Origin of the sequence: Bradyrhizobium sp. TM239 (assembly GCF_036247985.1) — a bacterium.
GTDB classification, from domain to species: Bacteria; Pseudomonadota; Alphaproteobacteria; order Rhizobiales; family Xanthobacteraceae; genus Bradyrhizobium; species Bradyrhizobium ottawaense.
Window position 1 is genome coordinate 13,314 of the sequence record NZ_BTIR01000021.1, and the last position, 25,551, is coordinate 38,864.

Below are 25,551 nucleotides of genomic sequence, written 5' to 3' on the forward strand. Positions count from 1 at the left end.
TCCGTGAGACAGACATGCCCGAATTTCCGACGCTGGCGAAGCTCGCCGAAGACCTCGAAAGCGGCCGCACCACCGCCCGCAAGCTGGTCGAGGCGTGCATCGCCAGGATCGCCGATCCCGCCGGGGAGGGCCAGCGCGCCTTCATCCATGTCGACAAGGACGCCGCGCTCGCCGCGGCGGACGCGATGGACGGTTTGCGCAAGGCCAAGGCGGCGCCATCGCGCTATGCCGGCATCCCGATCTCAATCAAGGATCTGTTCGACATCAAGGGCCAGGTGACGCGCGCCGGCTCCCGCGCGCTCGACGATTCGCCGCCGGCCGAGCAGGATGCGGCGACGGTGGCGCGGCTGCGCAGGGCCGGCTTCATCGTGATCGGGCGCACCAACATGACCGAGTTCGCCTATTCCGGCATCGGCATCAATCCGCATTACGGCACGCCGAAGGGCGCCTGGAACCGGTCCGTGGGCCATGTGCCAGGTGGCTCGTCCGCGGGCGCGGCGGTGTCCGTGCTCGACGGCATGGCGCATGGCGCGCTTGGCACCGACACCGGCGGCTCCTGCCGGATTCCGGCGGCCTTCAACGGCATCGTCGGCTACAAGCCGACGCAGCGACGCGTGCCGCTCGATGGCTCCGTGCCGCTGTCGTTCTCGCTCGACAGCATCGGGCCTCTGGCACGATCAGTCAGTTGCTGTGCCATACTCGACGCCGTGCTCGCGAACGAGCCGATCGCCCCGCTGAAGCCGCGTCCGATCCAGGGCATGCGACTGGCGGTGCCGACCACGATCGCGCTCGACGACCTCGACGCTGAAGTCTCCGAGACGTTCGAGCGCGCTCTGAAGACGCTTTCGGATCACGGCGCCATCATCGAGCGCATCGAGATGGCGGAGTTCCACGACATCGGCCCGATGAACGCCAAGGGCGGCTTTGCCGCGTCCGAGAGCTACGCCTGGCACCGCTATCTCATCACCTCCAAGGGCGACGTCTACGACCCCCGCGTCTCCGTGCGGATCATGCGCGGCGAGGCGCAGAGCGCGGCCGACTACATCGATCTCCTCAACGAGCGCCGCTCGCTGATCGCCCGCGTCAACGCGCGCATTGCGCCCTATGATGCGCTGGTGCTGCCGACCACCGCCAACACGCCGCCGAAGATCGCCGATCTCGCCGACGACAAGGCGTTCACCAGGGAAAACCTGCGCGCACTGCGCAACTGCACCCTCATCAACATGATCGACGGCTGCGCCATCTCGCTGCCGGCGCATCGTGAGGGCGAAATTCCCGTCGGCCTGATGCTGGCGGGCGCAGGCGGCTCCGACCGCCGTATCTTTGAACTTGCTGCCGGCATGGAGGCCGTCATTCGTGTTTGACCTGACTTTCACCGTTGACGCCCAGGACGCCACCACGCCGCTGACGCTCGCGATCGACCAGATGGTCATCGCCGGCTGGACCGGCCGCGATCCCGTCGCGCGCGACAAGCACATCAAGGAGCTGCAGGAGATGGGCATCGCCCCGCCGGCCTCGACCCCGATCTATTATCGCGGCGCGGCGCGGCGGCTGACCCAGGAAGACCGCATCGAATGCACCGGCGGCGATTCCTCCGGCGAGGTCGAGTTCGTGCTGATCGGCTGGCAGGGCCGCATCTTCGTCGGCTGCGGCTCCGACCATACCGACCGCAAGGTCGAGGCCTACAGCGTCACGGTTTCCAAGCAGATGTGCGACAAGCCGATCGCCTCGACGCTGTGGGAGCTGGAGGACGTCATCGGCCACTGGGACAAGATGATCCTGCGCTCCTACGCCACCATCAAGGGCGAGCGCGTGCTCTACCAGGAGGGCACGCTGGACGCGATGCTGCCGGTGAACGACCTGATCGCACGCGGCTTCGAAGGAGGAAAATTCCCCGACGGTTGCGCCATGTTCGGCGGCACGTTTGCAGCCAAGGGCGGCATCCGCCCGGCGGAACGGTTCGACTTCGAGCTGGAAGACCCCGTGCTGAAGCGGACTATTAAGCACGGCTATGACGTGACAACTCTACCGGTGCGAGGCTAGCTCCACAAACGTCGGTCCGGTAGGGTGGGCAAAGCGAAAGCGTGCCCACGTCTTACGAAGTCGTGGGCACGGCGCAAGAGCACCTTTGCCCACCCTACGAAACTGGTCTGCTTGACGTCGGTATCGATCTTCGCTCGCAATGACGCGGAGACGGTTCTCGGAAATCGGGTGGCGGGGTGAACGTCGGGCTGGGAAGGTGATTGTTATGACAATGACCGCACGCAAAACGGCCCAACCCTCCGTTCCCGACCTCACCGCCCACGTCGACGGCCTCGACTGGCCGCAGATCACCGCCGAACTCGACACCCAGGGCTGCGCCGTCCTCAAGCACCTGCTGACGCCGGACCAGTGCCGCGCCGTCGCCGCGCTCTACCCGGACGACACGCATTTCCGCAGCCGCATCGTCATGGGCCGTCACGGCTTTGGCCGTGGCGAGTACAAATATTTCGCCTACCCGTTGCCAGATCTGATCGCGCAATTGCGCCCGGCGCTGTATGCGCATCTCCAGACCGTCGCCAACCGCTGGAACGAGGCGATGGGGATCGACATTCGCTATTCCCTAGCGCATGCGGCGTTCCTGAAGCGCTGCCACGAGGCGGGGCAGGCGCGGCCGACGCCGTTGCTGCTGCAGTATGAGGCTGGCGACTACAACTGCCTGCATCAGGACCTCTATGGCGAGCACGTGTTCCCGCTCCAGGTCGCGATACTCCTGTCCGAGCCCGGTCGCGATTTCACCGGCGGCGAATTCGTGCTGACCGAGCAACGCCCGCGCATGCAGTCCCGCGCCGAGGTCGTGCCACTGGCGCAGGGCGATGCGGTTGCCTTCGCTGTGCATCACCGCCCGGTGCAGGGGACACGCGGCACCTACCGCGTTAATCTGCGCCATGGCGTCAGCCGGATCAGATCCGGCCAGCGCCACACGCTGGGTGTGATCTTTCATGATGCCAAATGAGCGCTGCGATTGACGGCTGATCTGTTCGATGGTGTTGCTGAGGCCCAGCCGTCGCGCGAGGAGATCGCGGACGGTGCCGTGCTGCTGCGCGGCTTCGTCAAACCGATCGAAAGCGAGCTGATCGCCGCCGTCCGCGCCATCGTGGCGCAATCGCCGTTCCGGCGGATGACCACGCCCGGCGGCCACCTGATGTCGGTGGCCATGACCAATTGCGGCGAACGCGGTTGGATCACCGATCACACCGGCTATCGCTATGACCCCATCGATCCGCGAACCGGCGCGCCATGGCCGGCGATGCCGCCCGTGCTCCGCGAGCTCGCCCGCCGCGCGGCAGAGCAGGGCGGCTTCCAGAACTTTGCGCCCGATGCGTGCCTCGTCAATCGCTACGAGCCCGGCACGCGGCTGTCGCTGCACCAGGACAAGGACGAGCTGGACTATTCGGCGCCGATCGTCTCGGTCTCGCTCGGATTGCCCGCGACCTTCCTGTTCGGCGGCCTGGCGCGTAGCGACAAGCCGCGCCGCTTCCGCCTGGTGCATGGCGACGTCGTGGTCTGGGGCGGAGCCAGCAGGCTCGCCTATCACGGCGTCGCGCCGCTTGTGGAGGGCGAGCATGCGCTGCTCGGGCGGAAGCGGATCAATCTGACGTTTCGCCGGACGCGGTGATTCATCCCCTCATCCTGAGGAGCTTGCGAAGCAAGCGTCTCGAAGGATGATGGCCCCCGATGTGAGACCCGGGCCGTCATGGTTCGAGACGGCGCTGACGCGCCTCCTCACCATGAGGATCAGGGTTTGGGCGGGTGGATGAACGCCCACGGACTGACCTCCGAATCTCGCGTTACCTCGACCGAGATCAGATACGGCCCGCCATGGCTGAGCGCCTTTTCCATCGCCGCCTTGAACTGATCGGGCGCTGTGACGCGCGCGGCGGCAACGCCAAAGGACTCCGCGAGCTTGACGAAATCGGGATTGACGAGGTCGGACGCCACCACGCGGCCGTCGAAACGTTCGCGCTGGTCGCGGCGGACATTGCCGTAGGCGTTGTTGTTGAACACCAGAGTCACCACGCCGATGTTGAACTGCACGGCGGTGGCAAGCTCCTGCACGCCGAACATGAAGCCGCCATCGCCGGTGATGGCGACCACAGGCTTGTCCGGGTTCGCGACCTTGGCCCCGAGCGCAGTCGGGAAGCCCGAGCCGAGCGTGCCCTGGTAGCCCGAGGTGATGAAGGTGCGCGGCTGGTAGACTGGAAAGCCGTACCAGGAGGCGAAGCCGAATTGCGACAATTCGTCGGTGACGATCGCGTTCGCCGGCAGCACCTCGCGCAGGATGTTGAGATACGCCATCTGCGGCTGGATGCGCTGGATCTCCGCTTGCGCCATCGCAGTGGCCTCGCGGATCTCTCCGCGCCGCGTGCTGCTTTTCGAATAGCCGGCCCTCTTCACAGCTGCAGCGAGATCGGCGGTCCCATCCCTGGCGTCGGCGACAATCGCGACATCGGCGGCGAGCCGGCGCATCTCGACCGGATCGATGTCGATCCGAATGGATTTCAGTCCGCTCGGTTGAAAGGGCCAGCGGAAGCCGGATGCCGGCAGCTCGGCGCGCGTGCCGATTGCGATCATCAGATCCGTTTTCGGCCATAGCTTGTAGGCGGCGGCCATGGTGAGGCCGAGCTCATGCGCGTTGGAGACGATGCCGCGGCCGCTGCGGAAGGCGACCACGGGTGCATCGATCATCTCAGCGAGCTCGAGGATCTCCTCGCCGGCCTCGATCGCGCCGCTGCCGACGAAAATCATCGGCGCCTTGCTTGCCTTGATCAGCGCCGCGGCCCGCTTGACGAGATCCGGATCGGGCTGCGGCGCGGGCAGCGGCTCCAGCATCCGGGCAGCGGCGGTGTCAGCGCGATGGGTGAAGACGTCCCAGGGCATCTCGACCGAGGCCGGGCCGCGCCGTCCCGACATCATCTCCTGGAAGGCGCGCGCGACGACCGTCGGCGCATTGCCGGGGTATTCGATCCGGTCGGCCCATTTCACATAGGTGCGCAAGGTCGCAAGCTGGTCCGGCATCTCGTGCAGATGGCCGCGGCCCTTGCCCAGAAATTGCGTCGGCACCTGGCCGGTGACGCACAGCACCGGCTCGTTGCAGCCGAACGCGGTGAGCAGCGCGGCGCTGGCATTGAGCACGCCGGGCCCGGGCACTACGCTGAACACGCCGGGCCTGCCGCTGGAGCGCGCATAGCCGAACGCCATGTAGCCGCAGGCCTGTTCGTGCCGCGCGCCGATCACCTTGAGCTGGGCCTGATGGAAGGCGTCGAACAGGCCGTAGACCTGCGCACCGGGCAGGCCGAACACGGTGTCGACGCCGTGGGCCACCAGGCCGCTTACGATCGCTTCGCCGCCGGTGAGGGTGGTCATTGCATCATTCCAATCCTGTTCAGGCTTCGTCGACGACGCCATTTCGCAAGCTGCCGATGCCTTCGGCCGCGACCTCGATGATATCGCCCGGCTTCAGGTAACGCGGCGGATCGAATCGGGCTCCGGCGCCGGTCGGCGTGCCCGTGACGATGATATCGCCGGGGACAAGGGTTGCGAAGGTGGAGATATAATTGATGAGATAACGGAACGAGAACATCAGCCGGCTGGTACGGTCGTCCTGCCTGAGCTCGCCGTTGACATGCGTGGTGAGCCTGACGTCGGCGATCTGCGATTCCCTGGCGTAAGGCACCAGCCATGGGCCGAGGCTGCCGCTGGAATCAAAGTTCTTGCCCTGCGTCACGTTGAACTTGGCATGCCGCAGCCAATCGCGCACCGAGCCTTCGTTGCAAAGGGTCAATGCTGCGATGTGATCGAGCGCGGCGCTTTCCGGAATATGCCGGCCTTGCTTGCCGATCACCAGCACGATCTCGCCTTCATAGTCGAGCTGGGCGGACGCGCGCGGGCGCACCAGCGGCGTGTCGTGGCCGACGAAGGAGCGCGGCGAGCGCATGAACATGCTCGGATATTTCGGCGCGTCCTGCCCATCCCTGTATTCGGCGTTGCGGTCGGGATAGTTGACGCCGATGCAGATGATCTTTTCCGGCGCGGGCACCGGCGGCAGCCAGGTGATCTCATCGAGCGCGTGGTCCGGCGCGCGGCCGGCGGCTTCCTCGGCGAGGCTCGCGAGCTTTCCGGCCGCGATCACCTCGCGCAGCGTCGGATAGTGTTTTGCGTAACGTGTGGAGAGGTCGACGATGCCGCCCTCGAGGACGGCTCCATAACGGGCATCGCCCTTGACGGAATAGGTGGCGAGGCGAGGGAGTTTCATAGGCAGTCTATCTCTCTTGTCGTCCCTGCGAACGCAGGGACCCATACCGCGTGATCCATCGATAGCGCACGGTGACGATCCCGAACGACCAATCTTCGCAAAACTCCTCCCTGTGGTTATGGGTCCCTGCGTTCGCAGGGACGACAGGAAGAGAAGCTCGGCAGGTCATGGGCATCAATCCGCAACCAGCACGTCCGCGACAAACTTCGGCTCCCGCACGGCCTGCCCGCTAAACGGCGAGCCCTGCTCGAACCAGGAGCGCGGCGCGGGTGCGCCCCACAACGTCTGGCGGCGCGGATCGCGCAGCGACCAGCGCAGCGGCTCGTGGTCGTGGTCTCCGGTGAAATAGTCGCTGGTGTAGAGCTCCAGCCGGTGTCCGTCGGGATCGCGCACATAGAGGAAGAACGCGTTGGAGATGCCGTGGCGCCCGGGGCCGCGCTCGATGTTCTTGACGAAGCCTTGAGACGCCATGACGTCGCAGAGATGGATGATGTTCATCGCCGTCGGCGTCCAGTAGGCGAAATGGTGCAGGCGAGGGCCCTTGCCGTTGGTGATCGCGAAGTCGTGGACATTGCCCTTGCGATGCATCCAGGCGGCGGCGATGCGGCCGTTCGGGCCATCCTCCTCGGCGTATTCGGTGAGGCGGAAGCCGAGCCGGGCGTAGAACTCCACGGTGTCCTGCACTTCGGCGGCGAAGACGTTGAAATGATCGAGCCGTTGCGGGTGGCAGCCCCTGTAGAGATCATAGCGGCGCAGGAGATGCGGCCGGCGATCCATCGACGCATAGAGCTCGATCTGGAAGCCGAAGGGATCGGTGAACTGCAGGGTCCGTCCCTGGAAGGGCTGATCGACGAAGGCGTAGGAAAGCCCGTTCTCGGAGAGGAAGGCGGCGGCCTTGTCGAGATCTCCGTCGTTGCCGACCTTGAAGCCGAGCCGGGCGCAGGCGGGCACCGCCGCCTTGCGCAGCACCAGCGAGTGATGCTGATGCTCCTCGGCGGCGCGCAAATACACGACCTTGTCGTCGGCGTCCTCGACATGCAGGCCGACAGTGGTTTCGTAGAACGCGCGGCTCAGCTTCAAATCGGTGACGTCGAGCACGACGTGGCTGGAGCGGATGATGTTGAAAGGCGGCTCGAAGATATGTTGCGGTACCGGCATTTGCGTTTTCCCTCGGTCTCCTGTCATTCCGGGGCGGCTCGTAGAGCCGAACCCGGAATCCATCGCGCAGCAGAGTTGGTGGATGAATGGATTCCGGGTTCGCTTCGCGCCCCGGAATGACCCTTTCCCTAAATTCCCAGTTTCTGAATCTTGTGCGTGCCCCGCGCCAGCGAGACGTGCTTGGTTTCCATGTAGAAATCGAACGAGTAATCGCCGCCGTCGCGGCCGATGCCGGAGGCCTTCATGCCGCCGAACGGTGTCGGCAGATGGCGGACATTCTCCGAGTTCAGCCAGATCATGCCGGCCTCCAACGCGTCGGCGACACGCAAGCTCCGGCCGACATCGTTGGTCCAGACATAGCCAGTCAGGCCATAGCGGATGTCGTTGGCGATCGCGATGGCTTCTGCTTCGTCCTTGAAGCGCAGCACGGTGAGGAACGGGCCGAACACCTCCTCCTGCGCCACCCGCATCTTGCCGTGCGCGCCGGTGACCAGAGTGGGCTCGACATAATGTCCGCCGCCCGGGCCGTCATGGGCCTTGCCGCCGACGGCGATCACAGCACCGTCCTGGCGCGCGACGTCGAAATAGGAGCAGACCTTTGCCAGATGCCGCTCGTGGATCAGCGGCCCGATCTCGGTTAAGGGATCGAGGGGATGGCCGACCTTGAGCGCCTTCACGCGCGCGGTGAGCTTCTCCGTGAACTTGTCCGCAATGCCGGCCTGAACCAGGAGACGGCTCGATGACGTGCAGCGCTCGCCGTTGAGCGAGTAGATCATGAACACGACGGCATCGAGCGCGCGGTCGAGATCGGCGTCGTCGAACACGATCACGGGGTTCTTGCCGCCGAGCTCGAAATGCACGCGCTTCAGGGTCGGGGCGCCCTGGATCATGATCGCCGAGCCCGTCGCGCTTTCGCCGACGAAGCCGATCGCCTTGATCGCGGGATGCTCGGTCAGCGCCTTGCCGGCCTCTTCGCCAAAACCGTGGACGGTGTTGAGCACGCCGTCGGGAACGCCGGCCTCCTTGACGAGCTTCGACAAGATGCTGGCCGTGACGGGCGACCATTCGGCCGGCTTGTGCACGACGGTGCACCCCGCAGCGAGGGCCGGGGCGATCTTCCAGGTCGAGAGCATGAACGGCGTGTTCCACGGCGTGATCACGCCGACCGGGCCGATCGGCACGCGGGTGGAGATATTCCAGTGCTCGTCGCTCGGCGTGCTGAGGCCGTCGCGCGCCTCCGCGCATTTGTCGGCGAAGAAGCGGAAATTCTCGGCGGCGCGGATCGCCGCCTTGGCCATGAAGCGATAGGCCTGCCCGGTGTCGATGCATTCGAGCACGGCGATGTCCTCGGCATTGTCCTCGATGGCGTCGGCCACGCGATGCAGCAGCTTCTTCCGCATCGCGGGGCCCATGTCGCGCCAGGACTTGAAGGCAAGCGCAGCGGCCGTTGCGGCGCGGTCGATGTCCTCGGCGGTGCCGCGCGCGACGCTTGCGAGCGTCGTGCCGTCGACCGGCGACTTCGTCTCGAACGTCTCGCCGGAGATCGAGGCAACTGTCTTGCCGTCGATCATGTGACCGATGCCGTCGGCACGCAGCTTCTTCAGCAGCGGCGCGACGCGGTCGCGGTTGGCCTGGAATACATCGGCTTTCGGGCTGGGCTTATCCATGGGCGGATTCCGCTTTCAGGGCGTCGTGGATGTTGTTGCGCTTCCAGCTGGTGTCCTTGTCGTTGATCTGCATGTCGAACGACAAAGCGAACTTGCTGGCGGCGAAGACGGGATCGAGATGTCGGGACAGTGCCTGGAAGACATGCTCGCCGGCTTTCTGGCACGTGGGAAGGTCGCGGCCTTCGCCGATGCGCAGCACCATGTCGAGAAAGCCGTAGTCGTTCCGCGCGTCGGCGATCGCATAGTGCTCGCACCTGATCGCGCGCACGCGGATGCCGCCGAGCGGGAAGATGCCGGTCTCGACTGCCGCTTGGCGCACGATCTCGCACACCGCTGCGATGTCGAGGCGGCCATCGAGATTGGCCGAATATTCAATCGTGAAATGCGGCATCGCGGTTTCACTCCCTGTATTTCTTGCGCCTAGGCGAAGTAGCAGCTGACCGAGCCGTAGGCGCCATAGTCGGCCTGAATTGTGTCGCCCTTGCGGGTCTCGATCGGACGGATGAAGGAGCCGGCAAGCACGACCTGACCCGGCTCGAGCGCAAGGCCGAGCGGCGCGATCTTGTTCGCAAGCCACGCAACCGCCGTCGCAGGATGATTGAGCACGCCGGCGGCAAGGCCAGTCTCCTCGAGCTGGCCGTTCTTGAAACACAGCGCGCCGATCCAGCGCAAATCTGCGTCCAAAGGCCGGATCGGCCGTCCGCCGAGCACGATGCCGGCATTCGCCGCATTGTCGGCGATGGTGTCGAAGATCTTTCGCGTCGCCTTGGTCGTGGGATCGACGCGCTCGATCCGCGTGTCCAGGATTTCCAGTGCCGGCACCACGAAGTCGGTGGCGTTGAGCACGTCGAACAGCGTGCAGCCGGGCCCAGCGAGCCGTTTGCTCATGACGAAGGCGAGCTCGGCTTCGACGCGCGTCGCGATGAAGCGCTCGGTCGGAATGATCCCGCCATCGGCAAAGAACATGTCGTCGAGCAACACGCCGGAATCGGGCTCATCGATATCGAGCGCGCTCTGCATCGCCTTCGAGGTCAGCCCGATCTTGTGCCCCTTGACGATGCGCCCCTCCGCGATCTTGACGTCGACCCAGGCCTTCTGAATCGCGTAGGCATCGGCGATGGTGATGCCGGGGAAATCCTGCGACAGCTGCCGGATCTGCGTGCGGGTCTTCTCCGCCTGATGCAGACGCCTCGCGCAAGCTTGGATATCGTCGTTGGAAAGCGCCATTTGTGATCTTACAAATTGGGGTGCCGGGAGATACTTAACATGTTAAGTGAATGCGTCAAACACAATTTCGGCTTGCTGCACTGCAAACGTTTTGCGGTTTGAAAGGGCATATGGTGAAGAGACCGGCTGATCCAGCCAACGGAAGCGCGCCTGCCGCAGGACCTGCCACTGCACGGCAGGTGCCGATGCGCGATTTCTCGCGCTCCCTGCCGATGTCGCTGCTGCGGGCGCGCGAGGCGGTGATGCGGCAGTTTCGTCCCTCGCTGCGCGAGCACGGCCTGACCGAGCAGCAATGGCGCATCCTGCGTGCACTGGCGGCGATCGAGACTGTCGAGGTCACGGAACTCGCGCGCACGGCGTTCCTGCTGGGACCGAGCCTGTCGCGCATCCTGCGCGATCTCGAGGCGCGTCATCTGATCGAGCGCAGGACGGCCAAGGCGGACCAGCGCCGCAGCATGGTCTCGATTTCGAAAGAGGGCGTGAAGCTGATGGCCTCGGTGGCGCCGACCTCGGAGGCGATCTATGCCGAGATCACGCGGCGCTTCGGTGCGCGCAAGCTCGCTGAATTGCAGGATATGCTGGGCGCGCTCGAACAGAGTCTTGCAGAGCTCGGCGGCGCCGAGGAGGCAAGTTCCGAGGAGTGACAGCAGATATGCCCGTCCGGGTGCCCCAAGCCATGGACATGCATGCGCATTTTCGCGCAAATGGCGGTCCAGGCTGGCGGTCGATCAGGCGCCGATTCCCGGCGCCAGAAGGCGGCCGCATAGGCGTTGCGTCATTGCGAGCGTAGCGCGGCGGCCCGGTTCGCGCTAACAGCGGGTCGTGCTGTCGCGGCGCTCGTCATGGTGACGACGGTCCAAATGACACGGTCCAAATAACACGGTCCAAACAACAAAGAAGGAAGGCAACGTGGCGAACAAGGTCAAGGAAATCTGGAAGTCGGGGAAGGCCGTGGTCAACGCGTGGCTCGCTATACCCTCCGGCTTCTCGGCCGAGATGATCGCGCAATGCGGATTCGACAGCGTCACCGTCGACATGCAGCATGGCGTGCAGGACTATCTGTCGATGGTGCAATGCTTCCAGGCCATGGACAAGCATCCGGTGACCCCGATGGTCCGCGTGCCCTGGAACGAGCCCGGCATCATCGGCAAGGTGCTCGACGGCGGCGCCTATGGCGTGATCTGCCCGATGGTCAACACGCCGCAGGAAGCCAGGAACCTCGTCTCCTATTCCAAATATCCGCCGCAGGGCGTGCGCTCCAACGGCCCGATCCGCGCCGGCATGTACGGCACCGCGGGCTCGTACCAGAAGACCGCGAATGCCGACACCATCCTGCTGCCGATGATGGAGACCAAGACCGCGGTCGAGAACATGGAGGCGATCCTCGACGTCGAAGGCATCGACGGCGTCTATATCGGCCCGTCCGATCTCGGCTTCTCCTACGGCCTCGAGCCCAAGCTCGACCGCAGCGAGCCCGAGATCCTCGCGATCTACGAGAAGATCATCAAGGAATGCGGCAAGCGCGGCCTCAACCCCGGCATCCATTGCAGCGGCGCCGAAGGCGCAGCGCGCGCCATCAACATGGGCTTCAAGCTGGTGACGCTGTCGAACGAGGTCGGCCTGATGACGACCTACGCCAAGATGCAGGTCAATGCCACCCGCAAGGACTCGGGCGGCAAGGCTTGATCTCGTGTTCCGGACGCGTTGCAGCGCAAAGCGCTGCAACGCAGAGCCGGGACCCAGTCGCGAACAAAGCGCATGACGTAACAACCAGACCCCGGATCAGCAGCGCATCGTTTCACGCTGCGCTGCGTCCGGGGCACGATCATTTCGATACAGGAGATATCCATGACCATCAGCCCCGTCATCCGCCTGCATCCCGATGATGGCGTGCTGATCGCGCGCGCCAGCCTGCCGCCGGGGACATTGGTCGCCGACGGCGTGACCACGGTCGAGCGCATCCCCTCCGGCCACAAGGTCGCGATCAAGCCGATCGCTGTGGGCGAGCCTGTCATCCGCTACGGCCAGATCATCGGCTTTGCGACCATTCCGATAGCGCCGGGCCAGCACGTGCACGTGCAGAACATCGGCATGGGCGATTTCTCCAAGGACTATGCCTATTGCGCCGACGTCAAGCCGACGCCGAATTTCGACCTGCCGGCGAGCTTCGAAGGCATCCGTCGCCCGGACGGCCGCGTCGCCACGCGCAACTATATCGGCATCCTCACCTCGGTGAATTGCAGCGCGCATGTCGCAAGCCTCGTCGCCGACGTCTTCAAGAAGAATCCCTTCACCGGCGACAATCCGCTGGCCGACTTTCCCAATGTCGACGGCGTGGTCGCGCTGACCCACAAGACCGGCTGCGGCATGACGCAGAACGAGCCCCTGGCACTGCTCCGCCGCACGCTCGGCGGCTATGCGCGGCACGTGAACTTCTCTCATGTGATCGTGCTCGGCCTCGGCTGCGAGGTGAACCAGATCGGTGGTCTCATGGAGGAGCAGAAGCTCGCCGGCCGCCTGCGCGCGATGGACATCCAGGAGGTCGGCGGCACCCGCAAGACGGTGGAAGCGGGCATTGCCTTCGTGCGCGAGGCGCTGGCCGACGCCAACAAGGTCACGCGCGAATCCGTACCGGTGAGCGAGCTGACGGTCGCGCTGCAATGCGGCGGCTCGGACGGCTATTCCGGGGTGTCCGCCAATCCCGCGCTCGGTGCGGCCAGCGATCTCATCGTGCGTCACGGCGGCACCGTGATCCTGTCGGAGACGCCGGAGACCTACGGCGCCGAGCATCTCTTGACGCGCCGCGCCGTCAGCCGCGAGGTCGGCGAGAAGCTGGTCGACCTGATGCGCTGGTGGGACGAATACACGACGCGCGAAGGCGCCGAGATGAACGCCAATCCGAGCCCCGGCAACAAGGCCGGCGGTCTCACCACCATTCTTGAAAAATCGCTCGGCGCGATGGCGAAGGCCGGCACCACCAACCTCGTCGAGGTGCTGCGTTACGCCGAGCCCATCACCAAGAAGGGGTTCGTGTTCATGGACACGCCCGGCTACGACCCTGTTGCGGCGACCGGACAGGTCGCGGGCGGCGCCAATCTCGTCTGCTTCACCACGGGCCGCGGCAGCGTGTTCGGCTGCAAGCCGGCGCCCTCGATCAAGCTCGCCACCAACACGCCCATGTACAAGCGCATGGAAGAGGACATGGACGTCAATTGCGGCACCATCCTCGAAGGCGAGGAGAGCGTCGAGCAATGCGGCCAGCGCATCTTCGATCTGATCCTCAAGACAGCCTCGGGACAGCCGACCAAGAGCGAGAGTTTTGATTTCGGCGGCGCAGAGTTCGCGCCGTGGGTGCTGGGCGCGACGATGTAATCGCGCTCGGCGAGCTATCTCGCGCAAAAGCAATCAAAAGCGGTCGGGAGCCTTGATACCCGCGACGATTTCGGCGGCGCGTGTGCTTGTCCGGGATGCAACAATCCTTCGCTACGTAATGATACGGAGGCAGAGGCCTCGTCGCGACAGTTCCCGGCTTACATCTGGTTAACATTGTTGCCGTAGACACGGGGCGATGCGGCTCCACAGCGTGGTGGGCCGGCCTTTCCAAGGATCGAACCGATGCAAGCGATACGTCCCACTGGGGTGGAAAATCTCCTCGGTGAGGAGGAGCTGATTGTATCGAAGACCGATCTCAAAGGCCGCATCACCTACGCCAATGACGTCTTTCTCCGCATGGCGAAATACCCCTGGAAGCAGCTGATGGGCGCGCCCCACAGCCTGATCCGCCATCCCGACATGCCGCGCTGCGTCTTCAAGCTGCTGTGGGATACGCTCCAGGCCAAGCAGGAGATCTTCGCCTACGTCGTCAATCTCGCGGGAGATGGCAGCCATTATTGGGTATTCGCCCATGTCACCCCGACGCTCGACGATCACGGCAACATCATCGGCTATCATTCCAATCGACGCAGGCCCGATCCGGCGCCGGTCGAGAAAATCAAGCCGATCTACAAGGCGCTCTGCGCGGAAGAGGCGCGCCACGCCAATGCCAAGGACGGCATGCGTGCGAGCTTCGAAATGATGGTCGGTCTGCTCAAGCAAAACGGTGTCGGTTACGATGAATTTGTGCTCTCTCTCTAAGGCGCAGGGAGCGACCGCAGTCGCGTGCCTTCTCGCTGGTATCGCGTTCGTCCTCTCGCTGCTCGGCTGGACCGGAATCATCAGTGCAGCGCCGCTCGGCGCGGCGATCCTGCTGCTCGGCTACGCGCTCTGGTGTCAGCACCGCACGGCGGTGGCCGTCGATGAGGTCGCCGATGTCTGCCGCAAGGCGGCGCGCGGCGATCTCGAAGCGCGGATCCTGAGCGAGCGCCAGGCCGGGCGGATCGGCACCATCCAGAAGTCGGTCAACGACATGCTCGACATCGCCGACGCCTTCGTCCGCGAGGCCTCGGCGTCGATGGACTATGCCAGCCGCGGCAAGTATTTCCGCAAGATCCTCGCGCGCGGATTGCCCGGCTCGTTCCGCCGCTCGGCCACCGTCATCAATGCCGGCACCGACAGCCTCGGCCGCCGCGTGGTCGAGATCGCCGGCCTTGCAAAACAGTTCGGCACGCATCTCGACGAGGTCGCAGGCAGCCTGATGAGCGCCGCGACCGATCTCGAATCCGACGCCGGCCAGATGGCGGCGGCGGCCGAGACGACGAACCGCCAGACCTCCGGCATGCGCAGTGCGTCTGATCAGGCCTCGAGCAACGTTGCGACGGTGGCGAGCGCGGCGGAACAGCTCGCATCCTCGATCGCCGAGATCAGCCGCCAGGTGGCCGGCTCGACCACGAGCACCGGGCGCGCCGTCGACGAAGCCAATCGTGCCGGCAGCGAGATTCGCAGCCTCGCGGATGCCGCGCTGCGGATCGGCGATGTCGTCAAGCTGATCAGCGAAATCGCCGAGCAGACCAACCTCTTGGCGCTCAACGCCACGATCGAGGCGGCGCGGGCAGGCGAGGCCGGCCGCGGCTTCGCCGTCGTGGCCTCCGAGGTCAAGAGCCTCGCCAACCAGACCGCCAAGGCGACCGAGGAGATCAGCGCCAAGGTCGGCGAGATGCAGCAATCGACCACCAACTCGGTCGCAGCCGTCGAGGCGATTGCGCAGACCATCGCGGAGATCGACGGCATCACCGCGAGCATCGCCGCCTCGATCGAGCAGCAGGGCACCGCGACCCGCGAGATCGCCCGCAACGTCCAGGAGGCGTCAGTCGGCACCTCGCAAGTGTCCTCCAACGTGTCAGGCATCAGCGAAGCCGCTGCCGACACGGGGCGCGTCGCCAGCCGCGTCAACAGCGCCTCCGAACGCGTCCACGGCGAGGTCGAGACCCTCCGCCGCGAAGTGACGCAGTTCCTGCAGCGGCTGACGTCCGCGGCATAGGGCTTTCGCCGACAGGACGGTGCCTTCTCTCCGCTGGCTTGAAATCGTAGAGTGGGCAAAGGCGCACTTGCGCCGTGCCCACGCAACAGAAGCCGTGGGCACGGCGCGCAAGAGCGCGCCGTTGCCCACCCTGCGAGACTGTCCGGTAGCCCGGATACTTCCTAGGCACCCTCTGCCCGTTGTTAGTGCTTGATCGCGTCCACCTCAGGTGTTCTGCTCAAAAAAGCTGCTGGAGCATCGCACCCCGTGTCGATCTACGTCGCACTACACCACGTTACGCACTACAAATACGATCGCCCGATCGATGTCGGTCCGCAGACCATCCGCCTGCGGCCGGCGCCGCATACGCGCACGCCGATCCTGAGCTATTCGCTCAAGGTCACGCCATCCAACCATTTCGTGAACTGGCAGCAGGATCCGCAAGGCAACTGGATCGCCCGCTATGTCTTCCCGGAGAAGACGACCGAATTGAAGATCGAGGTCGATTTCACGGCGCAGATGACCGTGGTCAACCCGTTCGACTTCTTCGTCGAGCCCTATGCCGACAGTTTTCCGTTCGACTATCCGAACGACCTGAAGACCGAACTGGCGCCTTATCTGGAGACCGTCAAGCCGGATCGGCTGTTCGCGAAATATCTCGACTCGATCCCGCAGGACGCTCCGAACACGGTCAACTTCCTGGTCGATCTGAACCGGGAGCTTCAGAAGAAGGTCCGCTACATCATCCGGATGGAGCCCGGCGTGCAGACGCCGGAGGAGACGCTCGTCTCCGGCGCCGGATCATGCCGCGACTCCGCCTGGCTGCTGATCCAGACCTTCCGTCATCTCGGCCTCGCCGCGCGTTTCGTCTCCGGCTATCTCATCCAGATCCGTCCCGACATCGATCCGATCGAGGGACCGCCGGAAGTGGAGAACGACTTCACCGACCTGCACGCCTGGGCCGAGGTCTATCTGCCCGGCGCCGGCTGGATCGGTTTCGATGCGACCTCCGGCATGCTCGCGGGCGAGGGCCACATCCCCGTCGCGGCCACGCCGCATTATCGCTCGGCGGCGCCGATCTCCGGCAGCGCCGGCTTTGCCGAGGTCGAGTTCGCCTTCGATATGAGCGTCCGCCGCATCCGCGAGGCGCCGCGCATCACCAAGCCGTTCTCCGACGAATCCTGGGCCCGGCTCAACGATCTCGGCGAGCAGGTCGACGGCGATCTTGCCGCCGATGACGTGCGGCTGACCATGGGCGGCGAGCCCACCTTCGTCTCGGTCGACGATCTCGAAGCTGCGGAGTGGAACACGGAGGCGGTCGGCCCGACCAAGCGCGCGCTCGGCGACGATCTGATCCGCCGCCTGCGCACGCGCTTCGCGCCCGGCGGCCTTCTGCATTACGGCCAGGGCAAATGGTATCCGGGCGAGAGCCTGCCGCGCTGGGCGTTTGGCCTGTACTGGCGCAAGGACGGGCTGCCGATCTGGAAGAATGCCGACCTGATCGCCAGGATCGGGAATCCGCGTCGTGCCGAGGTCAAGGATGCCGGGACCTTCATGGAGGGCGCGGCACTCCGGCTCGGGCTCGATCCCGGCTACATCATGCCGGCCTATGAGGACACCGCGCTCTGGCTTCAGAAGGAAGCCGAGCTTCCCGTCAACGTCGATCCGTCCGACTCCAAATTAGCCAATCCGGAGGAGCGCGCGCGCATGGCGCGCGTGTTCGAGCAGGGCCTCAATACGCCGCGCGGCTTCGTGCTGCCGGTGCAGCGCTGGAACGCGCCGCCGCGCTGGCGCAGCGAGCGCTGGCAGCTGCGGCGCAATCATCTGTTCCTGATGCCTGGCGATTCCCCTCTCGGCCTGCGCCTGCCGATCGGGTCGCTCGGCTACGTTCCACCCAATCAATATCCCTACATCGTCGAGCGGGACCCGATGGAGGCGCGCGGCAAGCTGCCGGTGTTCACCCTCGCAGCGCGCCCTGAAGCGCCGCCGCGGGCCGCGCCCGAGCAGCTCAACACGTCCGTCCCGGTCCGCACCGCGATGTCGGTCGAGGTCCGCGACGGCGTGCTCTGCGCCTTCATGCCGCCGGTCGAGCGCATCGAGGATTATCTCGAACTGGTCGCCGCGCTCGAAGCCACCGCCGAGGAGATGCAGCTCCAGGTCCATGTCGAAGGCTATCCGCCGCCGTTCGACCCGCGCGTCGAGGTCATCAAGGTGACGCCCGATCCTGGTGTCATCGAGATCAACATCCAGCCAGCGAAGAGCTGGCGCGAGGCGGTCGATATCACCACTGGCCTCTATGAGGACGCGGGCAAGGTGCGTCTCGGCGCCAACCGTTTCCTGGTCGACGGCCGCCACACCGGCACCGGCGGCGGCAATCATGTCGTGATCGGCGGCTCCAGTCCGGAGGACTCGCCGTTCCTGCGCCGGCCCGATCTGCTGCGGAGCCTCGTGCTGTACTGGCAGCGGCATCCCTCGCTGTCCTATTTCTTCTCCGGCCTGTTCATCGGCCCGACCAGCCAGGCGCCGCGCATCGACGAAGCCCGCCACGACAGCATCTACGAACTCGAGATCGCGCTCTCGCACGTGCCGCCGCCGGGCACCCAGACGCCGCTGTGGCTGGTGGACCGATTGTTCCGGCATCTGCTCGTCGACATCACCGGCAACACCCATCGCGCCGAGATCTGCATCGACAAGCTCTATTCCCCGGAGGGCCCCACGGGGCGTCTCGGCCTCGTCGAATTCCGCGCGCTCGAAATGCCGCCCGATCCGCGCATGTCGCTGGCGCAGCAGCTCCTGATCCGCGCGCTGATCGCGAAGATGTGGCGCGAGCCACAGGCCGGCAAGTTCGTGCGCTGGGGCACGGCGCTGCACGACCGCTTCATGCTGCCGCATTTCATCTGGGAGGATTTTCTGGACGTGCTCGGCGAGCTCAAGGAGTTCGGCTACCCGTTCGAGCCGGAATGGTACCTGGCGCAGCTCGAATTCCGTTTTCCCGCCTTCGGCCGCGTCCATCATGGCGGCGTGACGCTGGAGCTGCGCCAGGCGCTGGAACCCTGGCATGTGCTGGGCGAGGAGGGCTCGGCCGGCGGCACCGTGCGCTATGTCGATAGCTCGGTCGAACGGCTCCAGGTCAAGGCGGAGGGTTTTGTCGAGGGCCGCCACATCGTCACCTGCAACGGCCGCCGCCTGCCGATGACCTCGACCGGCCGCTCCGCCGAGGCCGTGGCCGGGGTCCGTTTCAAGGCCTGGCAGCCGGCCTCCGGCCTGCACCCGACCATCCCGGTGCATGCGCCGCTGACCTTTGATCTCATTGACACCTGGAACGGCCGCTCGCTCGGCGGCTGCGTCTACCACGTCGCCCATCCCGGTGGGCGCAGCTACGATACCAAGCCGGTCAACACCTACGAGGCCGAGGCGCGGCGGCTGGCGCGATTCCAGGACCATGGCCATACGCCGGGGCCGGTCCAGCCACCGCCCGAGGAACGCACAAATGAGTTTCCGCTGACCCTCGACTTGCGGACCCCGCTCCTGCAATGAGTATGATGGTGGGGCAGGGAGAGGCGCATGGCCGAGGGCGCGGCGGAAGAGGACCACAAGGCGGGTAAGGGGCAAGGCCAGCGTGAAGGCCAGCGCCGCTTCGCGCAATGGGTCCGCGACTATAGGCGCCTGCCTGATATCCCCGACGAGTTCCTGGGCCCCGACGGCGCCCCGCGCGCGGTCTGGAGCCGCTTCTTCGATGCCTTCGGCGCGCTCGCGCCCGAGGAGATCGAGCGTCGCTTCGGCATGGCCGACCGCCATCTGCGCGAGGCCGGCGTCACCTACCGAGCGCCCGGCGACAGCGCCGACCGGCCATGGTCGATCAGCCATCTGCCGCTCCTGATCGACGAGGCCGACTGGCAGCAGCTTTGCGCCGGCATCACCCAGCGCGCCGAGCTGCTCGAGCTCGTGCTGCGCGACATCTATGGCGAGGGCCGGCTGGTCGCGGAAGGCGCGCTGCCAGCGGCCGCGATTGCCGGCAGTCCCGAATATCTCCGCCCCGTCTGCGGCGTGCCGCCGCCGGGCGGGCGCTATCTGTCGATCTATGCCGCCGATGTCGGCCGCGGACCCGACGGCCGCTGGTGGGTGCTCGGCGACCGCACCCAGGCGCCGTCGGGCGCGGGCTACGCGCTGGAGAATCGCCTCGTGCTCTCGCGCGCCTTGTCCGACCTCTACAAGTCGATGAACGTGCCGCGCGTCGCGCCGTTCTTCGAGGCGTTCCGCGACAGTCTTCGTGCGCGCGCCGACCGCGACGAGCCCAGGATCGGCGTGCTCACGCCGGGCAGCTTCAGCGAGACCTATTTCGAGCATGCGACGCTGGCGCGCTATCTCGGCTTCCTGCTGGTCGAGGGCGACGATCTCGCCGTCAGCGACAACCGCATCCACATCCGCACCGTCGCCGGCCTGAAGCGGCTCGACGTGCTGCTTCGCCGGGTCGATTCCAATTCGCTCGATCCGCTCGAGCTCGATGCGTCCTCGCATCTCGGTGTGCCCGGCCTGATCGACGTGCTGCGCAAGGACGGCGTCGTCGTCGCCAACATGCCGGGCTCGGGCGTGCTGGAGGCACGGGCGCTGCTCGGCTTCCTGCCGGCGCTCAGCCGCCGCCTGCTCGGCGAAGAGCTCAAGATGCCGCATATCGCGACCTGGTGGTGCGGCCAGCGCAGCGCGCGCGAGGAGGTGCTGGCACGGCTCGACGAGGTCGCGATCGAAGGCGCCTATCGGCGCGGCGTGCCCGGATTCGACAGCAACGGACCGGTGCTCGCGAGCGAGCTGGATGCGAGCGACCGCCAGCGCCTGATCGACGCCATCGCCGCACGCGGCATGGACTATGTCGGCCAGGAGGTGGTGCGGCTGTCGACCATGCCGGTGTGGGAGCAGGGCCAGATCACGCCGCGGCCGTTCGTGCTGCGCGTGTTCGCTGCGGCGACGCCAGAGGGCTGGGCCATCATGCCCGGCGGCTTCTGCCGGATCGCCGAGCAGCCGGATGCGCGCGCGGTGTCGATGGGCGACGGCGCGCGCGCCGCCGACGTCTGGGTGGTCTCCGACAAGCAGGTCTCGACCGCGACGCTGCTGCCGGCGACCGACAAGGTCCGCATCCGCCGCATCGCCGGCGTGCTGCCGAGCCGCGCCGCCGACAATCTGTTCTGGCTCGGCCGCTATCTCGAACGCGCCGAGGCGACGCTGCGGCTGGTGCGCGCCTTGGGCTCGCCGAGCGGGCCCAACAAGGGCACCGCGGCCTCGCTGCAATCGGGCGAACGCATCCAGCGCCTGCTGGTGGCCTGGGGCGCGATCTCGCAGACCTCGCGCGCCGCGCCCGGGCGGATCACCGCCGAAGCGTTGCAGAGCGCGGAACGTTTCGGCTCGGCGCTGTCGCTGGTGCGCGCGGCGCAGCGCACGGCGACCTCGTTGCGCGAGCGGCTGTCGCCCGATGCCTGGCAGGTCATCACCGAAATGGCTGAGCGCCTGGCCTATCAAGTCGAGGGCGACGACGGTGTGCTGAGCGCGGCCGAGCTGACCTTGCAGGAACTCGCGAGCCTCGCAGGGCTGGCGCAGGAGAACATGAATCGCGCCGCCGGCTGGCGCTTTCTCGACATCGGCCGCCGCACCGAGCGCGCCATCAACACCACGCGCTTCACGCGCCAGTTCGCCTATGACGAGGCCGGCGACGAGGATCTCGACATCCTGCTGACGCTGGTGGATTGCCAGATCACTTACCGCTCGCGTTACCTGCTGGCGCCGATCCTGGCGCCGGTGCGCGACCTTGCCGTGCTCGACGGCTACAATCCGCGTTCGGTGGCGTTCCAGGTGACGACGCTGAACGAGCACATCGCCGCGCTGCCGAGCCTGAAGGAGCACGGCCTGATCGAGAAGCCGCAGCGCCTTGCCGTGGCGATGCAGGCGATGCTGGCGACCGCGGAGGCCGAGAAGCTCGAGGTCAAGACCCTGTTCGCGCTGGAGCAGGATCTGCTCAGCCTCGCCGAGGCGATCGGGCAGCACTACTTCCCGCATGGCCCCAATGCCGCCCGGCCGGAAAAGCTGACGGGGCTGGCGTGATCTACGACATCCGTCACGTCACCACCTACGAATACGAGAATCCGGTCAGCTTCGCCCGCTGCACGCTGCGGCTGGAGCCCAGGAGCGGCGGCGGGCAGGAGCTGATCTCGCACAAGGTGGAGATTCGTCCGCGCCCCGCCGAACGCAACGTCCGGCGCGATTTCTTCGGCACGCTGACCGAGAGCATCGTGATCGAGGCCTCCCATCGCAACTTGCGGATCGACTCGCGGTCGCGCGTGGCGGTGTCGCGCCGGCCGCCGGCGCGCGATGCGGGCAGCCCGGGCTGGGAGAGCATCCGCGACATCGCCTTCGAGGCGACCAGCCTCGGGCCGTCCTCGCCGGTCGGCTATGTCTTTGCGAGCCCGCTGGTGCCGGTGCTGCGTCCGGTCAGCGCCTATGCGGGGACGAGCTTTGCGCCGGGCGCGGGCATCCTCGAGGGCGCGGTCGATCTCATGCATCGCATCCGCACCGAGTTTCGCTACGACCCCAAGGCCACCGTGATCTCGACGCCGCTGAACGAGGTCTTCGACAAGCGCCACGGCGTCTGCCAGGACTTTGCCCATGTGATGATCGCAGGGCTGCGCGGGCTCGGTCTGCCGGCGGCCTATGTCAGCGGCTACCTGCGCACCATTCCACCGCCGGGCCAGGCCCGCCTGCAAGGCGCCGATGCCACCCATGCCTGGGTGTCGCTGTGGTGCGGGGCGGAGCTTGGCTGGGTCGATTTCGACCCGACCAACGATCTCTTGATCGGCAACGACCATATCGTGCTTGCGGTCGGGCGCGACTTTTCCGACGTCTCGCCGGTCGACGGCATCATCGTCGGCTCGCCGAAGCAGAAGCTCGGCGTCGCCGTGGACGTGGTGCTGGTGGAATAAAAGCGGCCCCGTCGGCCGGGCTCGCCGCCCGGATGTGCCGCGCCTTCACCGCAACCGCGATCTTGCATAGCACAACGGTAACATATTTCCGTAATCGCGTTCCCGGGGGTTTGGTCACTCGGCCCAAGATGGGCTATGCTGGGTCGTTGCGTCGAGGACAAGAACGAGACTTCGGGAGCTGACATGGGACACCACCGACACGCGGGGCTGCATCCATGATGACGTTGCCGAGACTGGCGGCTGAATCTCTGGAGAAGCTGCTGGGTACGTTTATGCGGCGTCGGTACGGCGAGACCGCTGCAAGCATGGTCGAGAGCGCAACCCGCACCGCGATGGAATGTATCGGTAACAGCGATGCACTTTACCACAATATCGAACATACGATGCTGGTGACGCTCGCGGGCCATTCGATCCTCAGTGGCCGAAGTCTCCATACCCATCTGACGGCTGAGGACTACGTCCATGTCCTGATCGCCTGCCTCGCTCACGATATCGGCTATGTCCGCGGCCTGTTCGAGGAGGATGACATCGACGGCTTTGTCATCGATGCCGCCGACACCAAGATCTCATTGCCGCGCGGTGCGTCGGACGCCAGCTTGATGATGTATCACGTCGACCGCTCGAAGCTCTATGTCTCGCGGCGGCTGCAGCACATTCCCGGCCTCGATCCTGAACGCATCGCCCGCGCTATCGAGGGAACGCGCTTTCCGGCCCAGGAAGGCCATGAGTATGACGTCGATGCCTCGATCCTGCGCGCCGCCGATTTCATCGGTCAGCTCGGCGATCCCAACTATCTGCGCAAGGCCAACGCGCTCTATTACGAGTTCGAGGAGGTCGGCATCAATCGCCAGCTCGGCTACGATTCTCCGGCCGACATCGTGAACCGCTATCCACAATTCTATTGGAACAGCGTCGCACCGCACATCCAGACCGAGATCGGCTACCTCAACAAGACCGAGATCGGCCGGCAATGGATCGCCAATCTCTACAGCAACGTCTTCCGCGCCGAGCGCGACATCTCGCTGTCCGGGCCGCAGAGATAGGTCGAGCCCCTCGTTTCTTGTAGCCCACATGGAGCGAAGCGAAATGCGGGAGCGCCGCATCCGTAAATCCCGTATTCCGCTTGGCTCCATACGGGCTACGACAGCGACCAGATCCGCAGGCAAATCATGCAACAAAAAACCATCGCCACGGACGTCCTCGACATCGCCTATCGCGAATACGGCGCGCCCGACGGCTGGCCCTGCATCATGGGCCACGGCTTTCCCTATGACGTGAACGCCTATGCCGAGACCGCGCCGATCATTGCCGAAGCCGGCGCGCGGGTGCTGGTGCCCTGGCTGCGCGGCTATGGGCCGACGCGTTTTCGTTTCCCGGACACGCCGCGCTCCGGCGAGCAGGCGGCGCTCGGGGCCGATCTTCTGGCCTTCATGGACGCGCTCGGCATCGAGCGTGCCGTTGTCGGCGGCTATGACTGGGGCGGGCGCGCGGCCTGCGTGGTCTCAGCGCTCCATCCGGAGCGCGTGATCGCCCTCGTCTCCGGCAATTCCTACAACATCCAGGACATCGCCCGCGCCATGGAGCCGGCCTCGCCGCCGGAAGAGGCTGCGCTCTGGTATCAATATCTCTTCCACAACGAGCGCGGCCGCCGCGCGCTGGAGCGCAACCGGCGCGGCTTTGCCCGCCAGCTCTGGGCGATGTGGTCGCCGAAATGGGCGTTCGACGACACGACGTTCGAACGGAGCGCGGTGTCGTTCGACAATCCTGATTTCGTCGACGTCGTGATCCACTCCTACCGCCACCGCTACGCGCTGGTCGCGGGCGACCCCGCCTATGCCACGATCGAGGCGAAGCTCGCGGGCCAACCGCCGATCCGCGTCCCGGCCATCGCGATCGACGGCGACAGCGACGGCGTCAATCCTGGCACCGCACATCACGCGCGCAAGTTCGAGGGCCCATTCGAGCGGCGCGTCTTCACCGATGCCGGTCATAATCTGCCGCAGGAGCGGCCGGCCGAATGGGCGCAGGCGGTGGTCGAGGTCCGGAAAGCGGCCTCATAAAGGCCGTTTCTCGTCCGGCCAGCTGGCTTGTCAGCCGTCCCTCCGATTTTTCCTGATCCTGGGAACCTTTTGCGATTGCAGCCGTCCAAGCTGAGGGTCGCTTCTGTATGCGGCTCGTTGCAGGGGAGGATCTCGATGAAGTCACAAGTGCGCAAGCTGGAACGTGTCGCGGTGGCGCAGGCGCCGGCCGAACGGCCCGACAGGTCGGAGGTCGAGCAGGCGATCCGGACCATGATCCGCTGGGCCGGTGACGATCCCGCGCGCGACGGTCTGCGTGAAACGCCGGACCGGGTCGCACGTGCCTTCGAAGAGTATTTTTCCGGCTATGCGCAGGATCCGACGGAAATCCTGCAAAAGACCTTCGAGGAGATCGAAGGCTATGACGAGATGATCGTGCTGCGCGGCGTTCGCTTCGAGAGCCATTGCGAGCACCACATAGCGCCGATCGTCGGCCGCGCCTGGGTCGCCTATATCCCGCAGGGCCGTGTCGTCGGCATCAGCAAGCTTGCGCGCGTGGTGGACATCTACGCGAAGCGCCTCCAGATCCAGGAGAAGATGACCGCACAGATCGCCAATACCATCAACGACGTGCTCAAGCCTGAAGGCGTCGGCGTCATCATCAAGGCGACGCATCACTGCATGACCACGCGCGGCGCGCACAAGCCCGGGACCGATCTCGTCACCAGCCGCATGCTGGGCGTGTTCCGCGACAATGCGCTGACGCGCCAGGAACTGTTGGGGCTCGCCAATTCGGACGATTGACCCGCGGCTGCTCAAGGAGACG

General features: G+C 65.7%; 21 protein-coding genes. 15 read left to right on the forward strand and 6 right to left on the reverse strand.

Features of this window, described 5'->3' with window-relative positions; translation table 11 throughout:
• The first annotated feature begins 14 nt into the window (after nt 1-14).
• The 4 genes from AABA84_RS28975 to alkB all read left to right on the forward strand — a co-directional run bounded on the left by AABA84_RS28975 (nt 15) and on the right by alkB (nt 3,658).
• On the forward strand, nt 15-1,364 hold the full coding sequence (locus AABA84_RS28975) for an amidase (protein WP_338307636.1): 1,350 nt from the start codon (nt 15-17) through the stop codon (nt 1,362-1,364).
• Nucleotides 1,357-2,043, forward strand: coding sequence for a DUF2848 domain-containing protein (locus AABA84_RS28980; RefSeq protein ID WP_338307635.1), 687 nt, complete (start codon nt 1,357-1,359; stop codon nt 2,041-2,043). Before AABA84_RS28975 ends, AABA84_RS28980 begins: the two co-directional genes overlap by 8 nt.
• 205 nt (nt 2,044-2,248) lie before the next feature.
• A complete protein-coding gene (locus AABA84_RS28985) occupies nt 2,249-2,995 on the forward strand; it encodes a 2OG-Fe(II) oxygenase (RefSeq protein ID WP_338313861.1) in 747 nt (248 codons plus the stop codon).
• A 9-nt stretch (nt 2,996-3,004) separates the two neighbouring features.
• Nucleotides 3,005-3,658, forward strand: a complete 654-nt coding sequence (alkB, locus tag AABA84_RS28990) for a DNA oxidative demethylase AlkB (protein WP_338313862.1) — start codon at nt 3,005-3,007, stop codon at nt 3,656-3,658.
• A gap of 119 nt (nt 3,659-3,777) precedes the next feature.
• Here alkB and AABA84_RS28995 read toward each other — a convergent pair whose 3' ends face one another.
• The 6 genes from AABA84_RS28995 to hpaH all read right to left on the reverse strand — a co-directional run bounded on the left by AABA84_RS28995 (nt 3,778) and on the right by hpaH (nt 10,347).
• A complete protein-coding gene (locus tag AABA84_RS28995) occupies nt 3,778-5,406 on the reverse strand; it encodes a thiamine pyrophosphate-dependent enzyme (protein WP_338313863.1) in 1,629 nt (542 codons plus the stop codon).
• A 19-nt stretch (nt 5,407-5,425) separates the two neighbouring features.
• Nucleotides 5,426-6,295 carry a fumarylacetoacetate hydrolase family protein gene (locus AABA84_RS29000; protein WP_338313864.1) on the reverse strand — a complete coding sequence of 290 codons (870 nt, stop codon included), beginning with the start codon at nt 6,293-6,295 and terminating at the stop codon, nt 5,426-5,428.
• A gap of 174 nt (nt 6,296-6,469) precedes the next feature.
• Entirely contained in the window at nt 6,470-7,453 is a 984-nt protein-coding gene (gene hpaD, locus AABA84_RS29005) for a 3,4-dihydroxyphenylacetate 2,3-dioxygenase (protein ID WP_212251288.1), read from the reverse strand.
• A 128-nt stretch (nt 7,454-7,581) separates the two neighbouring features.
• Entirely contained in the window at nt 7,582-9,120 is a 1,539-nt protein-coding gene (hpaE, locus tag AABA84_RS29010) for a 5-carboxymethyl-2-hydroxymuconate semialdehyde dehydrogenase (protein WP_338313865.1), read from the reverse strand.
• A complete protein-coding gene (locus AABA84_RS29015) occupies nt 9,113-9,511 on the reverse strand; it encodes a 5-carboxymethyl-2-hydroxymuconate Delta-isomerase (protein ID WP_338313866.1) in 399 nt (132 codons plus the stop codon). Before AABA84_RS29015 ends, hpaE begins: the two co-directional genes overlap by 8 nt.
• Nucleotides 9,512-9,540: 29 nt before the next feature.
• On the reverse strand, nt 9,541-10,347 hold the full coding sequence (hpaH, locus tag AABA84_RS29020; protein ID WP_338313867.1) for a 2-oxo-hept-4-ene-1,7-dioate hydratase: 807 nt from the start codon (nt 10,345-10,347) through the stop codon (nt 9,541-9,543).
• 110 nt (nt 10,348-10,457) lie between these two features.
• Between hpaH and hpaR the strand changes: the two genes are divergently transcribed.
• From hpaR to folE, 11 genes are all read left to right on the forward strand, one after another.
• Nucleotides 10,458-10,991 carry a homoprotocatechuate degradation operon regulator HpaR gene (hpaR, locus tag AABA84_RS29025; protein WP_212251296.1) on the forward strand — a complete coding sequence of 178 codons (534 nt, stop codon included), beginning with the start codon at nt 10,458-10,460 and terminating at the stop codon, nt 10,989-10,991.
• A 265-nt stretch (nt 10,992-11,256) separates the two neighbouring features.
• A complete protein-coding gene (locus tag AABA84_RS29030; RefSeq protein ID WP_008549964.1) occupies nt 11,257-12,033 on the forward strand; it encodes an HpcH/HpaI aldolase family protein in 777 nt (258 codons plus the stop codon).
• A gap of 162 nt (nt 12,034-12,195) precedes the next feature.
• Nucleotides 12,196-13,719 carry a UxaA family hydrolase gene (locus tag AABA84_RS29035; protein ID WP_338313868.1) on the forward strand — a complete coding sequence of 508 codons (1,524 nt, stop codon included), beginning with the start codon at nt 12,196-12,198 and terminating at the stop codon, nt 13,717-13,719.
• 243 nt (nt 13,720-13,962) lie between these two features.
• Complete coding sequence (locus AABA84_RS29040) at nt 13,963-14,481, forward strand: PAS domain-containing protein (RefSeq protein WP_212251302.1); 519 nt, start codon at nt 13,963-13,965, stop codon at nt 14,479-14,481.
• Complete coding sequence (locus AABA84_RS29045) at nt 14,459-15,763, forward strand: methyl-accepting chemotaxis protein (RefSeq protein WP_338313869.1); 1,305 nt, start codon at nt 14,459-14,461, stop codon at nt 15,761-15,763. The genes AABA84_RS29040 and AABA84_RS29045 overlap by 23 nt, the downstream gene beginning before the upstream one ends.
• Nucleotides 15,764-16,009: 246 nt before the next feature.
• Nucleotides 16,010-19,279 (forward strand): transglutaminase family protein, encoded by a 3,270-nt coding sequence (locus AABA84_RS29050; RefSeq protein WP_338313870.1) that lies wholly within the window; start codon nt 16,010-16,012, stop codon nt 19,277-19,279.
• A gap of 27 nt (nt 19,280-19,306) precedes the next feature.
• The gene (locus tag AABA84_RS29055; RefSeq protein ID WP_338313871.1) at nt 19,307-21,832 is read left to right on the forward strand and encodes a circularly permuted type 2 ATP-grasp protein; all 2,526 of its coding nucleotides are present in this window, start codon (nt 19,307-19,309) and stop codon (nt 21,830-21,832) included.
• On the forward strand, nt 21,829-22,707 hold the full coding sequence (locus AABA84_RS29060) for a transglutaminase family protein (RefSeq protein WP_212251310.1): 879 nt from the start codon (nt 21,829-21,831) through the stop codon (nt 22,705-22,707). Before AABA84_RS29055 ends, AABA84_RS29060 begins: the two co-directional genes overlap by 4 nt.
• Nucleotides 22,708-22,922: 215 nt before the next feature.
• Nucleotides 22,923-23,750, forward strand: a complete 828-nt coding sequence (locus AABA84_RS29065; RefSeq protein WP_212251312.1) for a metal-dependent phosphohydrolase — start codon at nt 22,923-22,925, stop codon at nt 23,748-23,750.
• A 126-nt stretch (nt 23,751-23,876) separates the two neighbouring features.
• Nucleotides 23,877-24,767, forward strand: a complete 891-nt coding sequence (locus tag AABA84_RS29070) for an alpha/beta fold hydrolase (RefSeq protein WP_212251314.1) — start codon at nt 23,877-23,879, stop codon at nt 24,765-24,767.
• A gap of 135 nt (nt 24,768-24,902) precedes the next feature.
• Nucleotides 24,903-25,529 carry a GTP cyclohydrolase I FolE gene (folE, locus tag AABA84_RS29075; RefSeq protein ID WP_212251316.1) on the forward strand — a complete coding sequence of 209 codons (627 nt, stop codon included), beginning with the start codon at nt 24,903-24,905 and terminating at the stop codon, nt 25,527-25,529.
• Nucleotides 25,530-25,551: the final 22 nt, after the last annotated feature.